The 18,288-nt window shown below is 62.8% G+C and carries 14 protein-coding genes; 9 read left to right on the top strand and 5 right to left on the bottom strand.

What is annotated here, in order from left to right; genetic code table 11:
* The first annotated feature begins 155 nt into the window (after positions 1-155).
* Together INQ43_RS00910 and INQ43_RS00905 are read left to right on the top strand one after the other, a co-directional pair.
* Positions 156-1,064, top strand: coding sequence for a hypothetical protein (locus INQ43_RS00910; RefSeq protein ID WP_194036820.1), 909 nt, complete (start codon positions 156-158; stop codon positions 1,062-1,064).
* A 144-nt stretch (positions 1,065-1,208) separates the two neighbouring features.
* Positions 1,209-3,410, top strand: coding sequence for an AAA family ATPase (locus INQ43_RS00905; protein WP_228062568.1), 2,202 nt, complete (start codon positions 1,209-1,211; stop codon positions 3,408-3,410).
* Positions 3,411-3,556: 146 nt separating this feature from the next.
* Here the strand turns inward: INQ43_RS00905 and INQ43_RS00900 are convergent, their stop codons facing one another.
* Positions 3,557-4,534: a hypothetical protein gene (locus tag INQ43_RS00900; protein ID WP_194036819.1), complete on the bottom strand. Its 978-nt coding sequence runs from the start codon at positions 4,532-4,534 to the stop codon at positions 3,557-3,559.
* A 9-nt stretch (positions 4,535-4,543) separates the two neighbouring features.
* Entirely contained in the window at positions 4,544-7,246 is a 2,703-nt protein-coding gene (locus tag INQ43_RS00895) for a UvrD-helicase domain-containing protein (RefSeq protein ID WP_228062567.1), read from the bottom strand.
* 620 nt (positions 7,247-7,866) lie between these two features.
* On the opposite strand from INQ43_RS00895, the gene INQ43_RS00885 reads away from it, so the two are divergent.
* From INQ43_RS00885 to INQ43_RS00865, 5 genes are read left to right on the top strand one after another with little or no spacing between them, the layout of a single operon-like run.
* Positions 7,867-8,259 carry a hypothetical protein gene (locus INQ43_RS00885; protein WP_194036818.1) on the top strand — a complete coding sequence of 131 codons (393 nt, stop codon included), beginning with the start codon at positions 7,867-7,869 and terminating at the stop codon, positions 8,257-8,259.
* A 56-nt stretch (positions 8,260-8,315) separates the two neighbouring features.
* Positions 8,316-9,596, top strand: coding sequence for a TolC family protein (locus INQ43_RS00880; protein WP_194036817.1), 1,281 nt, complete (start codon positions 8,316-8,318; stop codon positions 9,594-9,596).
* On the top strand, positions 9,593-10,573 hold the full coding sequence (locus tag INQ43_RS00875; protein ID WP_194036816.1) for an efflux RND transporter periplasmic adaptor subunit: 981 nt from the start codon (positions 9,593-9,595) through the stop codon (positions 10,571-10,573). The genes INQ43_RS00880 and INQ43_RS00875 overlap by 4 nt, the downstream gene beginning before the upstream one ends.
* Before the next feature lie 22 nt (positions 10,574-10,595).
* A complete protein-coding gene (locus INQ43_RS00870) occupies positions 10,596-13,772 on the top strand; it encodes a CusA/CzcA family heavy metal efflux RND transporter (protein WP_194037499.1) in 3,177 nt (1,058 codons plus the stop codon).
* A 1-nt stretch (position 13,773) separates the two neighbouring features.
* The gene (locus tag INQ43_RS00865; RefSeq protein ID WP_095208872.1) at positions 13,774-14,367 is read left to right on the top strand and encodes a cation transporter; all 594 of its coding nucleotides are present in this window, start codon (positions 13,774-13,776) and stop codon (positions 14,365-14,367) included.
* Between the two features lie 8 nt (positions 14,368-14,375).
* Here INQ43_RS00865 and INQ43_RS00860 read toward each other — a convergent pair whose 3' ends face one another.
* Positions 14,376-14,771 (bottom strand): helix-turn-helix domain-containing protein, encoded by a 396-nt coding sequence (locus INQ43_RS00860; RefSeq protein ID WP_095208871.1) that lies wholly within the window; start codon positions 14,769-14,771, stop codon positions 14,376-14,378.
* A 94-nt stretch (positions 14,772-14,865) separates the two neighbouring features.
* On the opposite strand from INQ43_RS00860, the gene INQ43_RS00855 reads away from it, so the two are divergent.
* Complete coding sequence (locus INQ43_RS00855; protein WP_095209458.1) at positions 14,866-15,489, top strand: cation transporter; 624 nt, start codon at positions 14,866-14,868, stop codon at positions 15,487-15,489.
* 227 nt (positions 15,490-15,716) lie between these two features.
* Here INQ43_RS00855 and INQ43_RS00850 read toward each other — a convergent pair whose 3' ends face one another.
* Both INQ43_RS00850 and INQ43_RS00845 read right to left on the bottom strand, forming a co-directional pair.
* Positions 15,717-16,487, bottom strand: a complete 771-nt coding sequence (locus INQ43_RS00850) for a BPSL0761 family protein (RefSeq protein WP_194036815.1) — start codon at positions 16,485-16,487, stop codon at positions 15,717-15,719.
* 310 nt (positions 16,488-16,797) lie between these two features.
* On the bottom strand, positions 16,798-17,136 hold the full coding sequence (locus INQ43_RS00845; RefSeq protein WP_228062566.1) for a helix-turn-helix transcriptional regulator: 339 nt from the start codon (positions 17,134-17,136) through the stop codon (positions 16,798-16,800).
* Between the two features lie 138 nt (positions 17,137-17,274).
* Here INQ43_RS00845 and INQ43_RS00840 point away from each other — a divergent pair, with 138 nt between their 5' ends.
* Positions 17,275-18,030, top strand: coding sequence for a hypothetical protein (locus INQ43_RS00840; protein WP_194036813.1), 756 nt, complete (start codon positions 17,275-17,277; stop codon positions 18,028-18,030).
* Positions 18,031-18,288 lie beyond the last annotated feature (258 nt).

The raw sequence follows: 18,288 nt of genomic DNA, 5'->3' as shown, positions 1-18,288 counted from the left end.
AACGAGCTCACCGGACCAAGTAGCCAAGCGTGGCTGGGTCGGCTATCGACCCGAAGCGGGCGCTCAGAAGGTCACCGTGGCTCAACTATATTGGCTGCTTGCCACTGTAGACGTCTAACAAAGCACCGGTCGAGAACTCGGGAGAGGCAACCAAAATGAACGTTCCCATGCGATCAGTCCAGACCATCGCGGGATCTTTGAGGCAAGCGCTCGACTACGTAGAGGCGTCAACAGGGATTAACCTGCATCGCGGTCGCCTGCGAGAGTACCTCGAGCTTTTGGATCGTGCGGCCGCTGGTGAATGTGTCGATGGTCCTTCACTCTGGGGCGCTGCACTCGAAAGCGCGGACATTGAAGCGGCTGCGACGCTGCGGGCCGACGTACTGACGCGGGTGCGTCATCGACTTGGCGAGCTGGCAGCTGGCCCGCTCGTTCCGAATGGACTTCCCGACGCAGGACGCGACTTGGCGTTCGAATTGGCGACGGCCTCGCTGATGCAAGGGGTGGATCCAGACGTTGATATGGAACGCCCCAGTGACGTTGTTCTATGCGCAGAGGGGCATCCGGTACTCATAGAATGCAAGCGGCCTTCATCAGCAGGTGCGTTTCGGCGCCGGATGATTGATGGCTATAGGCAGCTATCCAATCATCGCCGGGACGGACAAGCAGGATATGGAGCAATCGCCGCGGACCTGAGCCTGCTTGTTAATCCGGGGAATGGAATCCTCCCGGCGGAGTCTCGTGATGCTGCCATCAACGCTCTCTACGGACACATTCGGTTATGGCTCCAAATGGCCGCCGAAGAGCTACAGCGGGCCAGACGTAACGTGCGCGACGACGCAGGCGTGCACTTACTGTTCTTTCGGCTTCGGTGTCTTGTTGGCATCGCAAACGGTCCACCGGTAGTGGCGCAGGTGTGGCACGCGGAACCGTTGATTGCTCTGGACTCCCCTGAGTTCGCCTTGATCTACCGCGCCATGTGTCGGGTGCAGCACTTCAGCCGGGAAGTCCATATCGTCGACGCAGCAGATCCACGGGCGTTGGGAGTGGTGCCCAATCGATGAAAAGCGTGGGTGCGATGTTACCCAGCGGCTCACGACCCCAAGCGGTCGGCTGGGGGTTAGTGTGACGGCAATGGAAGTAGGGGACACTACGGTAGATTGTCGAAAAGGTTAGGCGCTCGTGATGAGCCATGCTTTGGGGGGAGTATGTTTCGACGAATTGAATTTATTTCCCAAGCGGCCGTGTGGAACGGCTACGACGGGCGAACGAGCGCAGCACCTGACTTCGCGCGTTACAACCTGATCTATGGCTGGAACGCTTCCGGCAAGACAACCCTTTCCCGCGTCTTTGGGCTATTGAACGGGCCGACCGTAAGCCGGCTGCCGGCCGATGCACATGTGCGTGTCAGCGTGGGGAAGGAAGTGCTGGATAGTCGGAAAGAGCAGGATCGAGGGCGGATCCCTGTGAGCATCTTCAACCGGGACTTCATCGATGCAAACCTGCAACAGACCGACTACACACAAGCGCCTGCCTTGTTCATCGTGGGCGAAGACAACATCCGGCTGAGTAACCGCATTGCGTCGTTGTCCCGGCGGCGGGATCGCGTGGCGGAGATGTATCGCTCGGTTCAGACGAAGCAGGCTGAGGCCAGCGCTTCCAGGGAGAAAGCGGCCACCGACTTGGCCAGGGATTGCGGAACGATGCTGGGTGTCCGCGACTTTAGGGCGCCCAATCTGAAAGGCATCCAGCGCCGGCTGACCGCGCCAGCTGACCATCTTCTCGACGCAGCCACTCTGCAAGCAATGGTCAACCAAGCACGGGACCAGAGTGAGTTCGCTTTCATTAGTAACCTGCCAGTGGTGGTCCATCCGCTCCCGCCTGGGGTAGATGACATCGCTGGGTTGTTGAAGGAGACACCCAGGCAAAACACGATCAAGCGCTTGGCTGACGACCCCGCGCTGAGCGATTGGGTACGCACCGGCCTGCGATTTCATGAGCACAGTACGACCTGTGCCTTCTGTGGAAACGATGCAGCGCAAGCGCTGGAAGCCTACGCTAACCACTTCTCCGACGAGTATCGCCGGCAGCACGCCGCCATCACGGCGGCAATCGGACGGCTGGAACAGCCTAGGCAGGTACATACCTTCCCACATGAGAAGGAGTGGGTTCCTGATGTTCGGCCCAAGATCCAGGCGGCACTAAATCGGCTCGCGACCTGGGAAGCTCAGGAAATCGAGCTCCGTGCGAGTTGGGTTGGCTTGCTGAGGAAGAAGCTTGCCAACATGGAAACGGCATTCGCTGTGGAGGCGGTTGAAGATCGAGTTCCCGAGTTGACTGCCATCCTTGCCGAGCTTCACCAGGCAAAGGACGACCACAACCGCACATGTGACGAACTTGCGGCCAGGCGTCAGGGCGCAGCCGAGAAAGTTAAAGAGCACTTCGCAGCCCGGTTTTTGCTCGACCCTGGTGCGGCGGAAGCGATCGCGTTCTTGAGCCAGGTTGAAGAGGAGCTCGGGCGAATCAAGGCAGTCGGACAGAAGATCACAGCGCAAACGGCGGCCGCTAATGCCGAGTTACAGCGTAGTTCTGTCGCCGCAAGCCAGATCAACGGACTGCTGAAGCGATTGCTTGGGCCGCGCATTTCGGTCGAGCAGGCTAAGGACAATCGGATCCAGTTCATCCGCGAAGGTCAGCCGGCCGCCAACATGAGCGACGGTGAGCGGACGGCGATCTCACTGGCGTACTTCTTGGTCAGCTTGGGGCAGAACGGTCAGCGGCTTGAGGATCTTGTAGTTTTCGTGGATGACCCGATCTGCAGCTTGGACGCCAACCACATCTATGACGTGGCTTACCTGCTCATCACGAGCCTAAAGGCGTGTCGGCAACTCTTCATTTCGACGCACAATTCGGAGTTCTTCAACACGATCAAGCAGGACTGGCATGAGCGTGGAAAACTCAAGAAAGAGCACGCCGCGTACCTTGTTCACCGCGAGGGTGACGGCGCCAGTCAGCTGATAGAGCTTCCAGGGCACTTGGCGAAGTTCCGTTCCGACTACCACCATGTCTTCTACTGTTTGCGCCAGTTCCAGACGAGCAGTAGCCAAGAGGTTGATGCCTATCTGAGCTGTCCGAACTTGCTCAGGCGGTTCTTGGAGATGTATCTCGGCTTCCGGCGGCCCACACCGAAGGGCTACTTGACCAAGCTTGATGTGTTATTCGACGACGAGGTGGAGCGAGGCGCGGTCGCAAGGTACGTGGACGAGGGGTCGCACAGCGCATCAACGCTCCGCCTGCTGGAGTTTTCCGACTTCCCCGCAATGTCACGAGGAATGGTAGAGCGCGTGATGCGGGCATTGGAGCGCGTGGACCCTGATCACTATTCAGTGCTGGTGGCGGAAACCACCTAGGCATCTAGGTCCGCTATTGGCCGAACTCAGCCTTTCGATCTTGCTCCGTCGATGTCGGCGCACTGATCATCGCTGGTTGGTTCAAATGATCAACCTCATCGGTCTACGCAGCTGAAATCAGCTTCAAGGGCCGTTGGAAACAGAGATCATCCGGGCCGTTCGTGTGGAAGCTCCATCGCTCGAGCATCCAATCCACGATCGGAGGCCTCTTCCAGGAAGTGAGTCCACCGCTCGAAAAGCGGTTCTAGTTCGGCCATCGGTTTTCTCGGACCGCCTTCCAGAAAGTAAGGCATAAGATCCCCAATGGCGGTCTCTCCGAACGACCGGACAGTATCATCATCCAACTGGCTCAGATACGGATTGGCGCGGTAGTCGGCCCGCCAGCGCTGCTCGTTGGTCAATGGTCCAGTGCGTTGCTCGGACTTCCGCCTCATCGGCAGATCCGTCAGGGGCCTGGCGTCTGAGGTGAGTACAGGGCTGTTGTTGAAGGCCCCCCATTGAGTGTTGAGGGCGGACAAGAACGCATCAGCCCACGAGAAACGTTCGACCTTGTCACCTTCAATGATGATGCATGGGTCGGCACCTCCAACGGCATGGGCCTCGGACAGTAGCCAAACAGCATCCACCGCCCAGACGTCACCTTGCCGCTGCTGTATGAGGCGACTGATCTCCCTTCCCACGTCGATAGGATCCAGCGCTTCGATGTCGGGGTTCAGCAGGACCAAGATGCCCAGCGAATCGTCCAACCCCAGAATCCGCTTGGTGTTGGCGATCTGCCCCTTGGCGTCCCGGAACGCTGCCTCCACAGACCGCATGACTTTCTGCTGGAGACGGCGCAGCTGCTCAGCCCCATCGGGCAGGTGCGCTAGCACCTTGTGTGCAGCTACCTGACCGAAGATCACCGGGTAGTCGTCACGCTTGCTCAGCTCTTCGAATGTGCTATCGACCTTGACTTGGGGGTCCCCTCGCAGGACTTTCAGTTCAACGATGACGGATCGAGACCGCCACAGGTAGTCCGCGCGTTGGCCTTCTCGGGTGTCCAGCAGTAGATCGTCGACTGCCTCGGCACCTTCGACCGTCAGGGCAAAAGTATGGAAGCGCGTCTCCATGTCGGAAGTGGCCATTCCTGCTTCCTATCCCCGACCTATATTTCCCGTCGCCCTACAGCCTTCCCGGAAGCGGGAACAGCCCAAGAACGGACCATTCCGCCCGTTCCTCGCCTGGATGACGCCTCGTCTGCACACGGGGCATTGGTCGCCCGCGTTGGTATTGGCCGGTAGCCGCTGGGCTCGTGTTCTGGGCTGGGCTGGCGTGGCTGTACCTTGGTCCACCCTCCGCTTGAAGGTACACGCGGGAAAGCGAGTGCATCCGTGGAAATCGCCGTAAGGCCCCGACCGCAACTGCAAGACTCCGCGACCGCATTCCGGACAGGGCTCCAGAGCCTCGCCGTCGATGGGCTCGATCGTGATGCGCTCCTTCTTGGCCAGCTCCACCAGGAACCTCGATGGTTGCCCCAGTGTCGTGTAGAGCCGAACCTGTTTACGAGCGCGGGTCATGGCCACGTAGAACAGACGGCGTTCCTCGGCAAACGGGAACGGGTCTGGCGCCGGCATGGCCAGCTGCAGCGCGGGGTCATCCTGTATCTGGCTGGGGAAGCCGCGCGTGCCTTCCACGACGTTGAGGACGAACACATACTCGGCCTCCAGCCCCTTGGAGCCATGCGCGGTGCGGAACTCGATCTTCAACTTGTCGCCGAACCTACGTTGCCACGACTCCAACGCCGTGGGCTTGTCATCTCGGTAGCGCCCCAGGAGCATGACGGTGATGTGCGTCCCCTTGGCCGGCGACACCTTTCCATTGACAGCCAACTGGTGCATGTGGGCCAGTTGCTTCTCGACATAGCCAGCAATGCTGTCCTGTTCCGCGAACCCATAAGCCAGCATGGGGGTCTTGGTCAGGGGGTTAGTCGTCTTGACCTTCTTTTTGATCTGAGCGGGGTTGGCCTGGACGAACTGGCTGGACACGTCGCACAGATCCTGCGGACACCGGAATGTGGTGCTGAGCGACAGACGTGTAGCATGATCGAACGTCATCTCGAACTCCGTCATCACCGTGATGTCCGAGCCTGCGAAACGGTTGATGCCCTGCCAATCGTCGCCCACCACGCACAGGTGCGCGGGGGGATCGGATTGGTTTGACAAGGCTTTCAGCAGCCTGATACGGGCACGGGAACTGTCCTGAAACTCGTCGGCCAAAATGAGGGTGTAGGGGCTCTTGTAGGCCCCAGACTCCACGTGGCCCGCGGCCAGAATCAGCATGTCCTCGAAGTCGATGAAGTTACCTCGCTGCAGGCGCTTCTCCCATTCGACCGCAATCCGCTCGTAGATCGTCAGGTACATGCGGAGGCGTGCGCCAAACCCGTCCTTGGACTGGGCTTTGAGTGCGGCCACCAGATCCTGGTGGGTCAGGCCATTGTTCTTGACGTGCTGCTGGAACACCCGAAACGATCGGGCCAGGTCTTGCTCGTGGACAGGGGGCAGACCTGTGACTTCCTTACTCGGGTCGAAGGCGGGTTGCACACCCCGCTCAATCAGCGCTTGTTCAAGGGCCGGGATCGCATCGCCGGTCAGCAGACCATGCGATGTAGTCTCGAACAATGCCGTTCCCTTTTCGATGTGCAGTGCGCGCTTCCACTTCACGTCCGTTAGATAGTCCTTGAAGTGCTTCGGTGCCTGCGCCTTCTCGTTCAGCGCGAAGTGTTCGTGGTAGAGCTTAGCGTCTGGGTAATAGAAGTCCGGGAAGTATTGCCGGTGCTGGTGATCGGCGGTCTCGTGCTCGTAGGGCCGCTCGTACTCATAGTTCACGCCGTTGTAGAACAGCCAGTCGGCGATCGTGCGCTCTTCTTTGCTCTTGACCACCTCGCCTCGGGCCGTGCGAAAGCCTCGCACGCCGTTGCCATAGGCTTCGGGCTCATCGGGCTGGCCCCACTTGCCCACGTCGCGGGCGTACACCGTCCGGAACAGGTCCCAGTCGCGCTTGAATGTCTTGTCCTGCTCGGACATCATCCGAATGATGTCGCCCACCTCCCGCACGTCGGCGCCGGGGTTGCTGGGGTCTACCCACGGGGCCAGTGACGGCTTCTTGCCGGTGGCCTTGCCGATCACATCAATGCCGAAGGCGTGGAAGGTGTTGGACCTGACCTTCTCGACCTGGGGGACACCTTTCAACTGCTCGGCAATGCGCTGCCCTACTTCTTCGGCGGTGGCACGGTTGAAGGCCAGCAACAGGATCTGCTCGGGCGTGGCCAGACCCTCATACAAGGCATAGCCGGTCTTGGCCACCATCGTGGACGTTTTGCCGGAGCCTGCGGCGGCCACGACCATGACCGCATCGTCCATACACACACAGGCGTGGATTTGCTCGTCGGTCAGCGGGTTCTTCTCCACGGTTGCAAAGAAGTCCTTGCGCACGATCTTCTGGCGCGCCAGGTGTTGGGTGTTCAACTTGTCGATCTGCAGCCGCAATGTTTCTTCGGCCGAGGCGTCGCCAACCGCCTGCCTCCAAGTCTTACTAGGGTGCTTGGGTGCTGGGTGCTTGGCCAGGAACCGGTGGACTGTTCCCTTCGGGATCCATCGCCCACCGCTGATGATCCCGGACAGGTGGCCCTGCCACTGACCGTACGCCTCCTTGAACTTGTCGTCATCGCGCTTCGCGTTGGCCCGGCGCTCAGCTTCTCGCGCTGGATCGACGGGCAGCTTCGGCGGCGCCTTGGGCGTCTTGTTGCCGAATATGGCCCCGATGAGCCACAACAGCCCAATGATTACCAGAAACTCCATCCCCTACCCCTGTCCCGCGGCCCCCGCCTGCTTGGGACATCTTGCCACGGGCGCGTCGCCTATCCAGGCCCGGACGTCTGCCTTGAACAACGGGGGGACGTCGTGCGTCCACCACCAAATGGGACCAGTCGCAAAGAATGCGAACGATGTCAAACTTGATAAATGAACGTTATCGGAGGCGGGGAAGGGCTGCTTCCGACCCAAAGCGGACGTCTCGTTGGAACATCGCGCACCACTTCGTCCCACGGATCACTCAGGCAGCCAAGCCCGACCGCATGACCTCGTAGAGCGCAGTCCGGGTATTGTTGTCTGCCATCGAAGGGCTAGCAGCCCATGCAACGGCAAGAGCCCCCAGGAAGAGACTGAGCCGGGGCATCCCGGCGGCTCCCGGCGAGGTCAGTGTCCCCGCGCATGAAATCGAACCGCTGCAGCAGGCGCACCAGTTCCTGGACACGCACTGTCGTCGGGGCTGCGCGATCACCAGCCGTGCCAGTGCGGCAGCGGAAACAAGTACAAGCGGTGCCATGGCCGACAACTGGAACGCGCCTTTTCCCTGTAGCCCTCTCGACGCATTCAGCGGAATTGTATAACCCCATCATCCGCAGGTACACTGCGCGGCCATGACCCGCCTGCATCCCCGCTTCTTGTTGCCGCTCCTGCGCGTCGTCGTGCTGGGTGTGCTTGCGTTGGGGCTGGCGTTCCAACCGGTGATGACAGCCGCCGGCGAGATGCATGAGCTCGCGCACGATCCGTCTGGCGCGCACAGCCACGGCCCGCATGCCAACGATCTGGACCCGGAGTTCGCCGCGGCGGACGCGCACGATCAGGACGGATCGGAGACGTTGCACCTGTTGCTGGATTTCGCCCATTGCTGTGGTTCAGCCGCGGCCGTGTTGCCGGTTCTGGATCCATTTTCCACTCAACCGGTCACCGGTCGAATGGGGATCGAAAAAGCATCGCCCCCGGCCGCCTTGCGTCTGCCGAGCCCATTCAAGCCTCCGATCTTCGGATGACCGCGCCGTCGGCCTGATGCCGACTCCCGTCAATTCGATTCATCGGAGCAACTCCCATGCGTTTGCGATCAGCGGCCCTAGCCGCGTTCGTCGCCGTGTGTGCCGTGGCATTCCCCACGCACGCCGCCGACCCCCTCACCCTGGACGACGCTTTCCTCCGCGTTGCCGATACACACCCCGATCTGCGCCTGTTTGGCGCCCGCCATGAGGCACTGAAAGCCGAACTGGATCGCTCCTCGTTGCGCCCGGCGCTGGTCGCTGGAGCCGAGGTCGAGAACGTGCTCGGTACCGGCCCGGCCAGCGGCCTGGATGGCGCCGAGATCACGCTGAGCCTCGCCTCCGTGCTGGAGCGCGGCGGCAAGCTCGATGCCCGCCGCACGCTCGCGCAAAGCCGGATCGATGCGCTGGCCATCGGACGCGAGGCGCGGCGGTTGGATCTCCTGGCCGAAGTGGCCCGCCGCTACCTGGCGGTCGTCGGTGCGCAACGCGAAGGCGAGCTTGCGCAGTTGGACGTCGACCAGCGCGAACGCACCGTTGCTGCGGCGCGCCGGCGTCACGAGGCCGGCGCTTCGCCGGAATCGGTCGTACTCACCGCCCAGGCCGCCCTCGCGCGGTCGGAACTGGATCGCGCTCGCGCCCGGCAACGTCAGGCGGCCGCCCGCCAGCATCTCGCGGCCCTGTGGGGCGAGCGAAATCCCGCATTCGAGATCCTCGGGGGCGATCTGCTCGCCGTGCCCCAGATCGCGGACTTCGCGGTACTCGCCGACTGGTTGCAACGCACTCCCGAGCTCGCGCAGTTCGTCGATCAGCAGCGCATTGGCGAGGCACGCCTGCAGCTGGCACGCAGCGAAGCGACCCCGGACTTCGACTGGCAGGTGGGCGTGCGACGGATGGCGGACGGCGATGACTTCGGCTTGGTCGGCAGTGTCTCGATCCCGCTGGGCACCACCCGCCGGGCACAACCGGGCATCCGTGCCGCACGCGCCGAGTTGACAGCGCTGGAAATCGAACGGGAGGCCGTGGGGCTGTCGCTCTACTCCACCCTCGCTGAGGCCCATGGCCGCTTCGGGGTGGCCCGCCTGGAAGCACAGCGGCTGGGTGAGGACGTGCTTCCACGTCTGGCCAAGGCCGAAGCAGCGGCCGCCACCGCGTACCGCGCAGGCGCCGCCAGTTATCTGGAGTGGTCGAGCCTGCAGGCGGAGCGCGCCGCCGCACGGCAGCAACAGCTGGCAGCTGCGCTGGAAGCCCAGCGCGCCCTGATCGAGATCCAGCGGCTGACCGGCCAGGCATTCGTCGCCGGCCCGGGCCCGCAAGACAACCAAGGAGCAACCCCATGAAGCCTGTCCACCTGATCCCGGCATTGGCGCTGGCCTTGAGCCTGGCGGCTTGCAGTGGTGAGCCGGACCAGCCTAGCCAGCCGGCAAACGACGCCCATGCTGACGAGGCCGCCGACCACGGCACCGAGGCCGACGAACACGGTCATGAAGCGGGTGAAATCGCCAGCACGGTCATCCCTGCCGAAATTGCCGAAAAGTCCGGTATCCAGACGCGGCCCGTCGGCCCCGGCGTGATCGCCGACGAGCATGAGGTGCAAGGCCTGCTGACCCCGGTTGAGGGTCGTGTTGCGCAGGTCACCGCCCGTTTCCCTGGCCCGATCCGTTCGTTGCGCGCCAACGTCGGCGACCCGGTCCGCGCCGGGCAGACGCTGGCGACGATCGAGAGCAACCTGAGCCTGAGCACCTACAGCGTTGCCGCGCCGATCTCCGGCGTGGTCGTCGAGCGCAGTGCCTCGGTCGGCGGCCTGGCCAGCGAGGGTGCGCCCCTGTTCCAGATCGCCGATCTCTCGCAGCTCTGGGTCGACCTCCACATTTTTGGCGCCGACGCCCAGCACATCCAGCCTGGCGTGCCGGTCGCGGTCACCCGCATGAGCGATGGCGAGACGGTCCACACCACGCTCGAACGTGTGCTCCCGGGCATGGCCACGGCCAGCCAGAGCACAGTCGCCCGCGCAACGATCGACAACGCCGACAACCAGTGGCGGCCGGGAACGGCAGTCAAGGCGCGGATCACCGTCGCGCAGCAGCCGGTTGACCTGATGGTGCCGTTGACCGCGCTGCAGTCGATGGATGGCCAGGACGCCGTGTTCGTACGTGAAGGCGAGACGTACCTGGCCCGACACGTGGAACTCGGCGCCCGCGATGCCACGCGGGCGCAGGTCCTCTCGGGCCTGAGCGGCGGCGAGGAGGTCGTCGTCGCGGAGAGCTACCTGATCAAGGCGGACATCGGCAAGGAGGGCGCGTCGCATGACCACTGACACCACAGTCCGCCAGGCCGGTCTGCTGGAGCGGATCGTCCGGTTCTCGATCCGACATCGCTGGATGATGCTGGTGCTGACCCTCGGGCTGATCGGTGTGGGCATCTGGAGCTTCACCCGGCTCCCGATCGATGCAACGCCGGACATCACCAACGTCCAGGTGCAGATCAACACCGAGGCGCCCGGCTACTCGCCGCTGGAGTCCGAACAGCGGGTCACGTATCCGATCGAGACCGCACTCGCCGGCTTGCCCCGTCTCGACTACACGCGCTCATTGTCCCGGTACGGGTTGTCGCAGATCACCGTCGTGTTCGAGGACGGCACCGACCTGTATTTCGCCCGGCAGCAGGTGGCCGAGCGCCTGCAGCAGATCCGCTCGCAGATTCCGGAGGGCCTGGAGCCCGAAATGGGCCCGATTTCGACCGGGTTGGGCGAGATCTTCATGTACACCGTGGATGCGGCGCCCGACGCGACCAAGCCGGATGGCAGCCAGTGGAGCCCGACCGACCTGCGCACCCTGCAGGACTGGGTCATCCGGCCGCAGATGCGCAACACCCCGGGGGTGACCGAAGTCAACACGATGGGCGGCTTCGAGCGGCAGATCCATATCACGCCGGACCCGTCCAAGCTGGTCGCACTCGGCTTCACGCTGCAGGACATCGTCGACGCGGTGGCCGCCAACAACCAGAACATGGGCGCCGGTTACATCGAGCGCAACGGCCAGCAGTACCTGGTGCGCGTGCCCGGCCAGGTCGGCGGCGTCGACGAGATCCGGAACATCGTGCTGGACCGGCGCGAGGGCCTGCCGATCCGGGTGGCCGACGTGGCGCAGGTGGGTGAAGGCCCGGAGCTTCGTACCGGCGCGGCCACCCAGAACGGCGAAGAGGTCGTGCTGGGCACCGTGTCGATGCTGGTGGGCTCCAACAGCCGCAGCGTCGCGCAGGCCGCGGCGGCGAAGCTGCAGGACGCGAACGCGAGCCTGCCGGAAGGCGTGACCGCGACGGCGGTCTACGACCGCACCGGGCTGGTCGAACGCACCATGCAGACCATCTCGAAGAACCTGATCGAGGGCGCCCTGCTGGTCATCGTGGTCCTGTTCCTGCTGCTGGGGAATGTCCGCGCCGCACTCATCACCGCCGCCGTCATCCCCCTGGCCATGCTGTTCACGATCACCGGAATGGTGCGCGGCGGCGTGTCCGGCAACCTGATGAGCCTGGGTGCACTCGACTTCGGCCTGATCGTCGATGGCGCGGTCATCATTATCGAGAACGTCCTGCGCCGGTTTGGCGAGATGCAGCATCGGCTTGGCCGGTCGCTGACGCGCGAGGAGCGCAACGACCTGACCGCTACCGCCACGGTCGAGGTCATCCGGCCCAGCCTGTTCGGCATGTTCATCATCGCCGCGGTGTACCTGCCGATCTTCGCGCTGACCGGGATCGAGGGAAAGATGTTCCATCCCATGGCGATCACGGTGGTGCTGGCCCTCACCGGTGCAATGGTCTTGTCACTCACCTTCGTTCCCGCATCCATCGCGATCTTCATGGGCAACCGGGTCCAGGAGAAGGAGAACCGGCTGGTCCAGTGGGTGCGACGCGGCTATAAGCCGTTGCTCTCGTGGTCGCTCCGTCGGCAGAACTGGGTGTTTGCCGGGGCGTTTGTCTTGGTTGCCGTGTCCCTGCTTGTCGCCACGCGCCTGGGCAGCGAGTTCATTCCCAGCCTGGACGAGGGTGACGTCGCCATGCATGCGATCCGCATCCCGGGCACTGGCCTGGAGCAGTCGGTGAAGATGCAGCTCGCCGTGGAGGAGCGGCTGATGCAGCTTCCCGAAGTGGAGCGGGTGTTCAGCAAGATCGGCACGGCCGAGGTGGCTACCGACCCGATGCCACCAAACGTCGCCGACACCTTCCTGATGATGAAGCCACGCGGGCAGTGGCCCGACCCACGCAAGCCCAAGGACGTACTGCTCGACGAGATCGAGGCGGCGGTGGCGACGCTCCCAGGCAACAACTACGAGTTCACGCAGCCGATCGAGATGCGGACCAACGAGCTGATCTCCGGCGTGCGTGCGGACGTGGCGGTCAAGGTGTTCGGCGATGACCTGGACACGCTGGTCGAGGTGGCCGAACAGGTCGAGGCCGTTGCCAGGCAGGTCGAGGGCGCAGCCGACGTCAAGACCGAACAGGCGACCGGCTTGCCACTGCTGACGATCGTGCCGGATCGTGCGGCGCTTGCGCGCTTCGGCTTGAATCCCGGGGTTGTGCAGCAGACCGTTGCCACCGCGGTCGGTGGCCAGGTTGCCAGCCAGCTGTTCGAGGGCGACCGCCGGTTCGACATCGTGGTCCGGTTGCCGGAACAGATGCGCGTCGATCCGGCGGCCCTTCAGGACCTGCCGATCCCTTTGTCCGACGATGCAAACGCGGACAGATCGAGCCTGGACCCCAGTTGGGCAACTGCGCGAACCATACCGTTGCGGGAGGTCGCGAGGGTCGAAAGCCTGCTGGGGCCCAACCAGATCAACCGCGAGAACGGAAAGCGCCGGGTGGTGGTGACCGCCAACGTGCGCGATCGCGATCTGGGCACCTTCGTCGAAGAGCTGCAGCAGCGCGTCGGGCAGCAGGTGAACGTACCCGAGGGCTACTGGATCGACTACGGCGGCACGTTCGAGCAGTTGATCTCGGCCAGTCGGCGGCTCGCAGTAGTGGTACCAGTGACCTTGGTCCTCATCTTCGGCCTGTTGTTCATGGCCTTTGGCTCGGCCAGGGACGCGGTGATCGTGTTCAGCGGCGTGCCGCTGGCGCTGTCGGGCGGCGTGGCCGCACTGGCTCTGCGCGGTATCCCGTTGTCGATCACCGCAGGTGTCGGCTTCATCGCGCTGTCCGGCGTGGCCGTGCTCAACGGCCTGGTCATGATCGCCTTCATTCGCAACCTGCGCGAACAAGGCCAGTCGCTGGACGACGCGGTCTTCAACGGCGCGCTCGGGCGGCTGCGGCCGGTCCTGATGACCGCGCTGGTGGCGTCGCTTGGCTTCGTTCCCATGGCGCTCAATGTCGGCGCGGGCGCGGAGGTGCAGCGTCCGCTCGCCACCGTCGTGATCGGCGGGATCGTGTCTTCAACGCTGCTCACCCTGCTTGTCCTGCCCACCCTTTACCGTCTTCTGCATCGCGGCGACGCAGCGAAGCCGCAACTGGAGGCCCACTGAGTTGAGTGAAGAGAAGATCGAGATACACGACGCGCACCAGCGCCGGATCCTGTTGATCGTCCTCGCCCTGAACCTCGCGCTTGCCGCGGGGTTTGGGGTCACGGGCGTCGCCGCCGGCTCAAGCGCTCTGATCGCAAATGGACTGGACAATGCGTCCGACAGCGCCGTCTACATCATCACCCTGCTCGCACTCAGTCGCTCACAAGCCTGGAAAAGGTCGGCGGCCAAGGTGTCCGGCTGGCTACTGATCCTGTTCGCCGCTGGAATCCTGGTCGACGTGGGCCGTCGGTTCCTGGGTGACGCCGAGCCCATTGGTACGACGATGATGGTGATGGCGCTGGGGGCCGGCCTGGTAAACGCGACATGCGTGTGGCTGCTCAAGAAAATCCGGCAGGCCAATGTGAACGTGCGTGCCGCGACGACCTTCAGCACCAACGATTTCATCGCCAACGCAGGCGTGCTCGTGGGTGGCGGACTGGTGCTGTGGACCGGGCGGGCCTGGCCCGACCTCGTCGTGGGGCTCGCAGTGGCGGCGATCGCCCTGAAAGGGGGCATCGAGATCCTGCAGGATGCCCGTGGCGAAGAGGACGCTTGAGTGCCGACCTAGGATGGCGGGTGGCGCAGCGTGTCGAGGATGGCGCACTGGCCGCGCTCGCCGCCGCTGCAACTGCCAATCACCCGTTCGAGCTCCGAGGCCATCCGCTGAAGGTCGTTTAGCCGGTTCCGGATGTCCAGCAGGTGCCCGCGGGCAAGACGGTCGACATCCTGGCAGGACAACCCGTCGTCTTCGGCCAGGCCCAGCAGGCTGCGGATCTCCTCCAGCGAGAAGCCCAGTTCGCGTCCGCGGCTGATGAAGCGCAGCCGATCCGCGTCGGCGGGACGGTAGTCGCGATACCCGCCCGCCGTGCGCGGCGGGGCAGGCAACAACCCGATGCGCTCGTAGTAGCGCACGGTTTCGGGATGGCACCCGCTGCGCTCCGCGACCTCTCCGATCTTCATGGGCTTGACTCTGTAGCGACTCCGGGGTTTAGGATCGCCGACCTGGAAGCGGGCCGCAAATCCTCGGACGCCCGCTCGACTCGGAGACATGATCATGAGTGATTCGTGCGGCTGCGGAAGCACGGTGGATATCCGCGCCCTGGAGGCGGGGCAGCGGCGCGTGTTGATGATCGTGCTGGCAATCAACATCGCCAGCTTCGTGATGATGATCACCGCAGCGATCTACAGCGGCTCGTCCTCGTTGCTGTCGGGCAGCCTCGACAACCTCGGTGATGCGTTGACCTATCTGCTGAGCCTGGCAGTGATCGGCGCGAGCCTGCGCGCCAAGGCCAGGGTGGCGTTGTTCAAGGGATTGCTGATCCTCGGTGCCGCGGTTGCGGTCGCCATCCAGATCGGCTGGCGCCTGGCCCACCCGGAGGTGCCGATCTTCGAGGCCATCGGCATCGCCGCCGTGATCAATCTTGCGTTCAACGCCTTGTGCCTGTGGCTGCTTACCCCGTACCGCTTTGGCGACGTGAACATGTCATCGGCCTGGGAGTGCTCGCGCAATGACCTGTACGAGGGTGTTGCGGTGCTGCTGGCAGCCGCCGGCGTGTGGCTGTTCGATGCCGGCTGGCCCGATCTGGTCATCGCCGGTGGACTGTTGCTGATGTTTCTGCGGTCCTCCGCTCGGGTACTCCGCATGGCTTGGCGGAGTTACCGGGACGAGGTGAAATAACGAGTTACGGCCCGTTGTCCGGTCCTCGAAGAAGAAATGCTCCGTTCTGAAGCGTGGCTGGAGCGGCCAAGAAAGTCAGCTATGACAGGCAGTTAGCTCACCTTTGGCCGTTTTTTACACGAATCCCTGCCGACCCTCTGAAAGAGTGGATTCGAAGCGGCAGTTCGGGTCAGCCAGAACGTCCGCTTCTGGCCGGAACCGGACGTAAGGAGGAAGGAGCCGAGCAATCAGAAGCCGCCGTCACTGCACTCCTCAATGTACTCCACGCGAGCGGCTTCAAATACGGCATTGGGATCTTCACGCAACACTTCGCACGGGCGCCGGCCATCCAGCAGCGCGTGAGGCGAATGGAACCACTCGACCTCACGCCAACCCGACGATCCCCCTTGCCTGTCAAGATAGTTGCCGTGCTGGCGCAGGAGCGCCAAGATGTCTGCGAGGCGCGCGATTGGCTGATGTCTGTGGTCGAACTGCCAGATCGGGTACCGCCAGTGATGCTCAGGCTCCACCATATAGGCGCCCAGCAACCTTCCTTCGCAACGGTGCTGCTTCACCACCCGTGAAGCTTCACTCAGGTCGAGCCCCATCGCCAGACCTGCCTCATCGGCCGTCGGCCACTCAGCCGCAAGCTGCAGTCGTCTTGCGGCTGACAGCTCTTCAAGACTGGGCTGGAAACGTTCCGTGCTTGGCATCAAGCGACGCCCGTCCTCAGCAGAGCTGGGCCATGCCAGGTTCGTATGAGACGTCAGCGGGCCGTGCTTGCATTCAGCAGCCCACTCTGGATGGTCCTTGGGGTGCGCAAGCCCAAGTCCAAAAGGCGACGTCGATGATTCGACGGTGCTGGCCAAGTGTCCAACCTGTTCAACGGTGGGGAAGTGCCGCGCGATGACGACGGCCTGCTTCCTGATGTCCATGGGTAGCCGCTCGTCCCGAGCAAGTTCGATCAGGAACCCACCCGCCCACACCAAGCTACGGCTACGTTCGTCGGGCATGGTCATCGGGCATTCCTCACTCTCGTAGGGCTGGCTTCAAGGATGGAATGCAGGGATCGCAGCATGCAAGACTGCGTAAGTCCTGACAGGTCACCTTGGGACGCAGTGGGAGGCATACTAACGACAACGCCCCCTGTTCCAGGGGGCGTTGAAGGCTTATCGGCGCTACGGGAACAGCAAGCTCCCGCCTCATCCGGCTGAGGCATGTGGCCTGAACCGCAAAGTGATTGTCTCTCACTGACCCTCTCCTTGAGCATCAGGAAACGCCAGCCGCGCGGGGGGATTGTTTCTCAGCGATTGGTAAGGGAACTCCTACCTATTTGTCGTCCTGAGACATCGACTTTGAAGCCGCCTGCTTAACGATCTCTCGCTTCTGTCGCTGCGTAAGACCGTTCCAGCGCAACAGGAGCTCTGCCAATAGTTCGTCATCCGTGTAAAGGAACGCTGCGGGAACTCCCAGCGCATCGGCAAGCTGCTTGGCCGTCTTTTGCTGCGGCTCGTGCTTGCCTCGCTCGTACTGATTGATTCGGGGACTCGCCACAGAAGGATCCAATCCGGCAAGAACGCCCAGCTGTTCCTGTGACAGGCCAGTTCGCTCCCTGGCCTGTGCCAGCCGGATCGCGAAGATCGACGTTACTTCCTTTCGCTTAGCCACTGCCGCCCCCATGAGGTCGGCTAAGCATGGCCAAGTTTTCGGCCCCTGAATACTAAGGTATTCTTAGTTTTGAAACAACCGAGGCGGGGCTACTCCCCAGCACGCCGAGCTATGTCGTGGACTATGTCACCTGGGAACATGAACGCTGCGAAATACCCGATCATCCACGTCGACGCCCCCGAGCTTGGATCTATCGAGGCCCTCGGCGGACGCGGAGCCTTGTACCTGCTGGCGCTGGCGCAATCGCACAACCAGGGGAGAAGGCTTGCACCTACTCGCGATGCGACGGCTTCAGTCCTTTTGGTTCTGAGTGCGCTTGGCGTCGTCCACACAGACACCACCGCTACAAGCAACGTCACCTACGGGGGTGACGGCCTTCACTGGTCATACTCGTGGGCTGCCGAGCCATACGCCGGCTTGGAAGAGCGTCTTAGCGACTACTTGGCCACCCATGGACGGCACGCTCGATTCGCTGAGACATGGCTTCGTGTCTGGCGGGAGCTGTTCCCGCCGGAAGTTACCTCGTATCTGCGTTATCACCTTCGGGCGCATGGGTTTGACACCCGTCACGAGAAGTTGCTTGAGCCGATCTTGGCCGCGCATGCCGGTAGCTTTGCGATTGGACACTGGCGCTACGCCTGTTGGGCCTCGGTTCGCAGCATGGCATCGAAGGCTCTACAGCATCCCGGCGACGAGGATCTGTTAAACAAGACGCTCATCCTGGAACTCCCGCGTCGGCTGAGGCTTGCCTTCAATGCCCCGGGTGACAACCTGTGCTTCTCGCCGTCCTACTCCATGTCGCCTTACACGCTGTCCACTGCGCTGGCTACAGTGGCGACGGATCTTGGCGATGAGGTCTGGAAATCCGTTCCAAACATTGAGCGATTACGATGAGTTGCAGCGCCTGAGCTTTATAGCGCGCGTCGGCCACTGCGCGTGCGTTCTCCAAGTACGTTATCGCCAGGATCGATAGGATCTACCCATGCGGGTAAGCAGTTGGACCACATCGAACGGGAACTGCTAGCAATACTCTCAGTGCTGTCCAAGGCCGAAGAAGATCGCCTTACTCGAGAAGGCTTGGCTGATATCGATGCTAGCCGGACGCTTTGGAGTCAGCCTTGCTTCTTTCGTTGTCGCTTGTTTCAGCGCGCC

This window comes from Lysobacter sp. H23M47 (genome assembly GCF_015209765.1).
Taxonomy (GTDB): Bacteria; Pseudomonadota; Gammaproteobacteria; order Xanthomonadales; family Xanthomonadaceae; genus Novilysobacter; species Novilysobacter avium.
The sequence above is the reverse complement of the archived record's forward strand: the minus strand, read 5'-3'. Positions and strand labels throughout refer to the sequence as shown.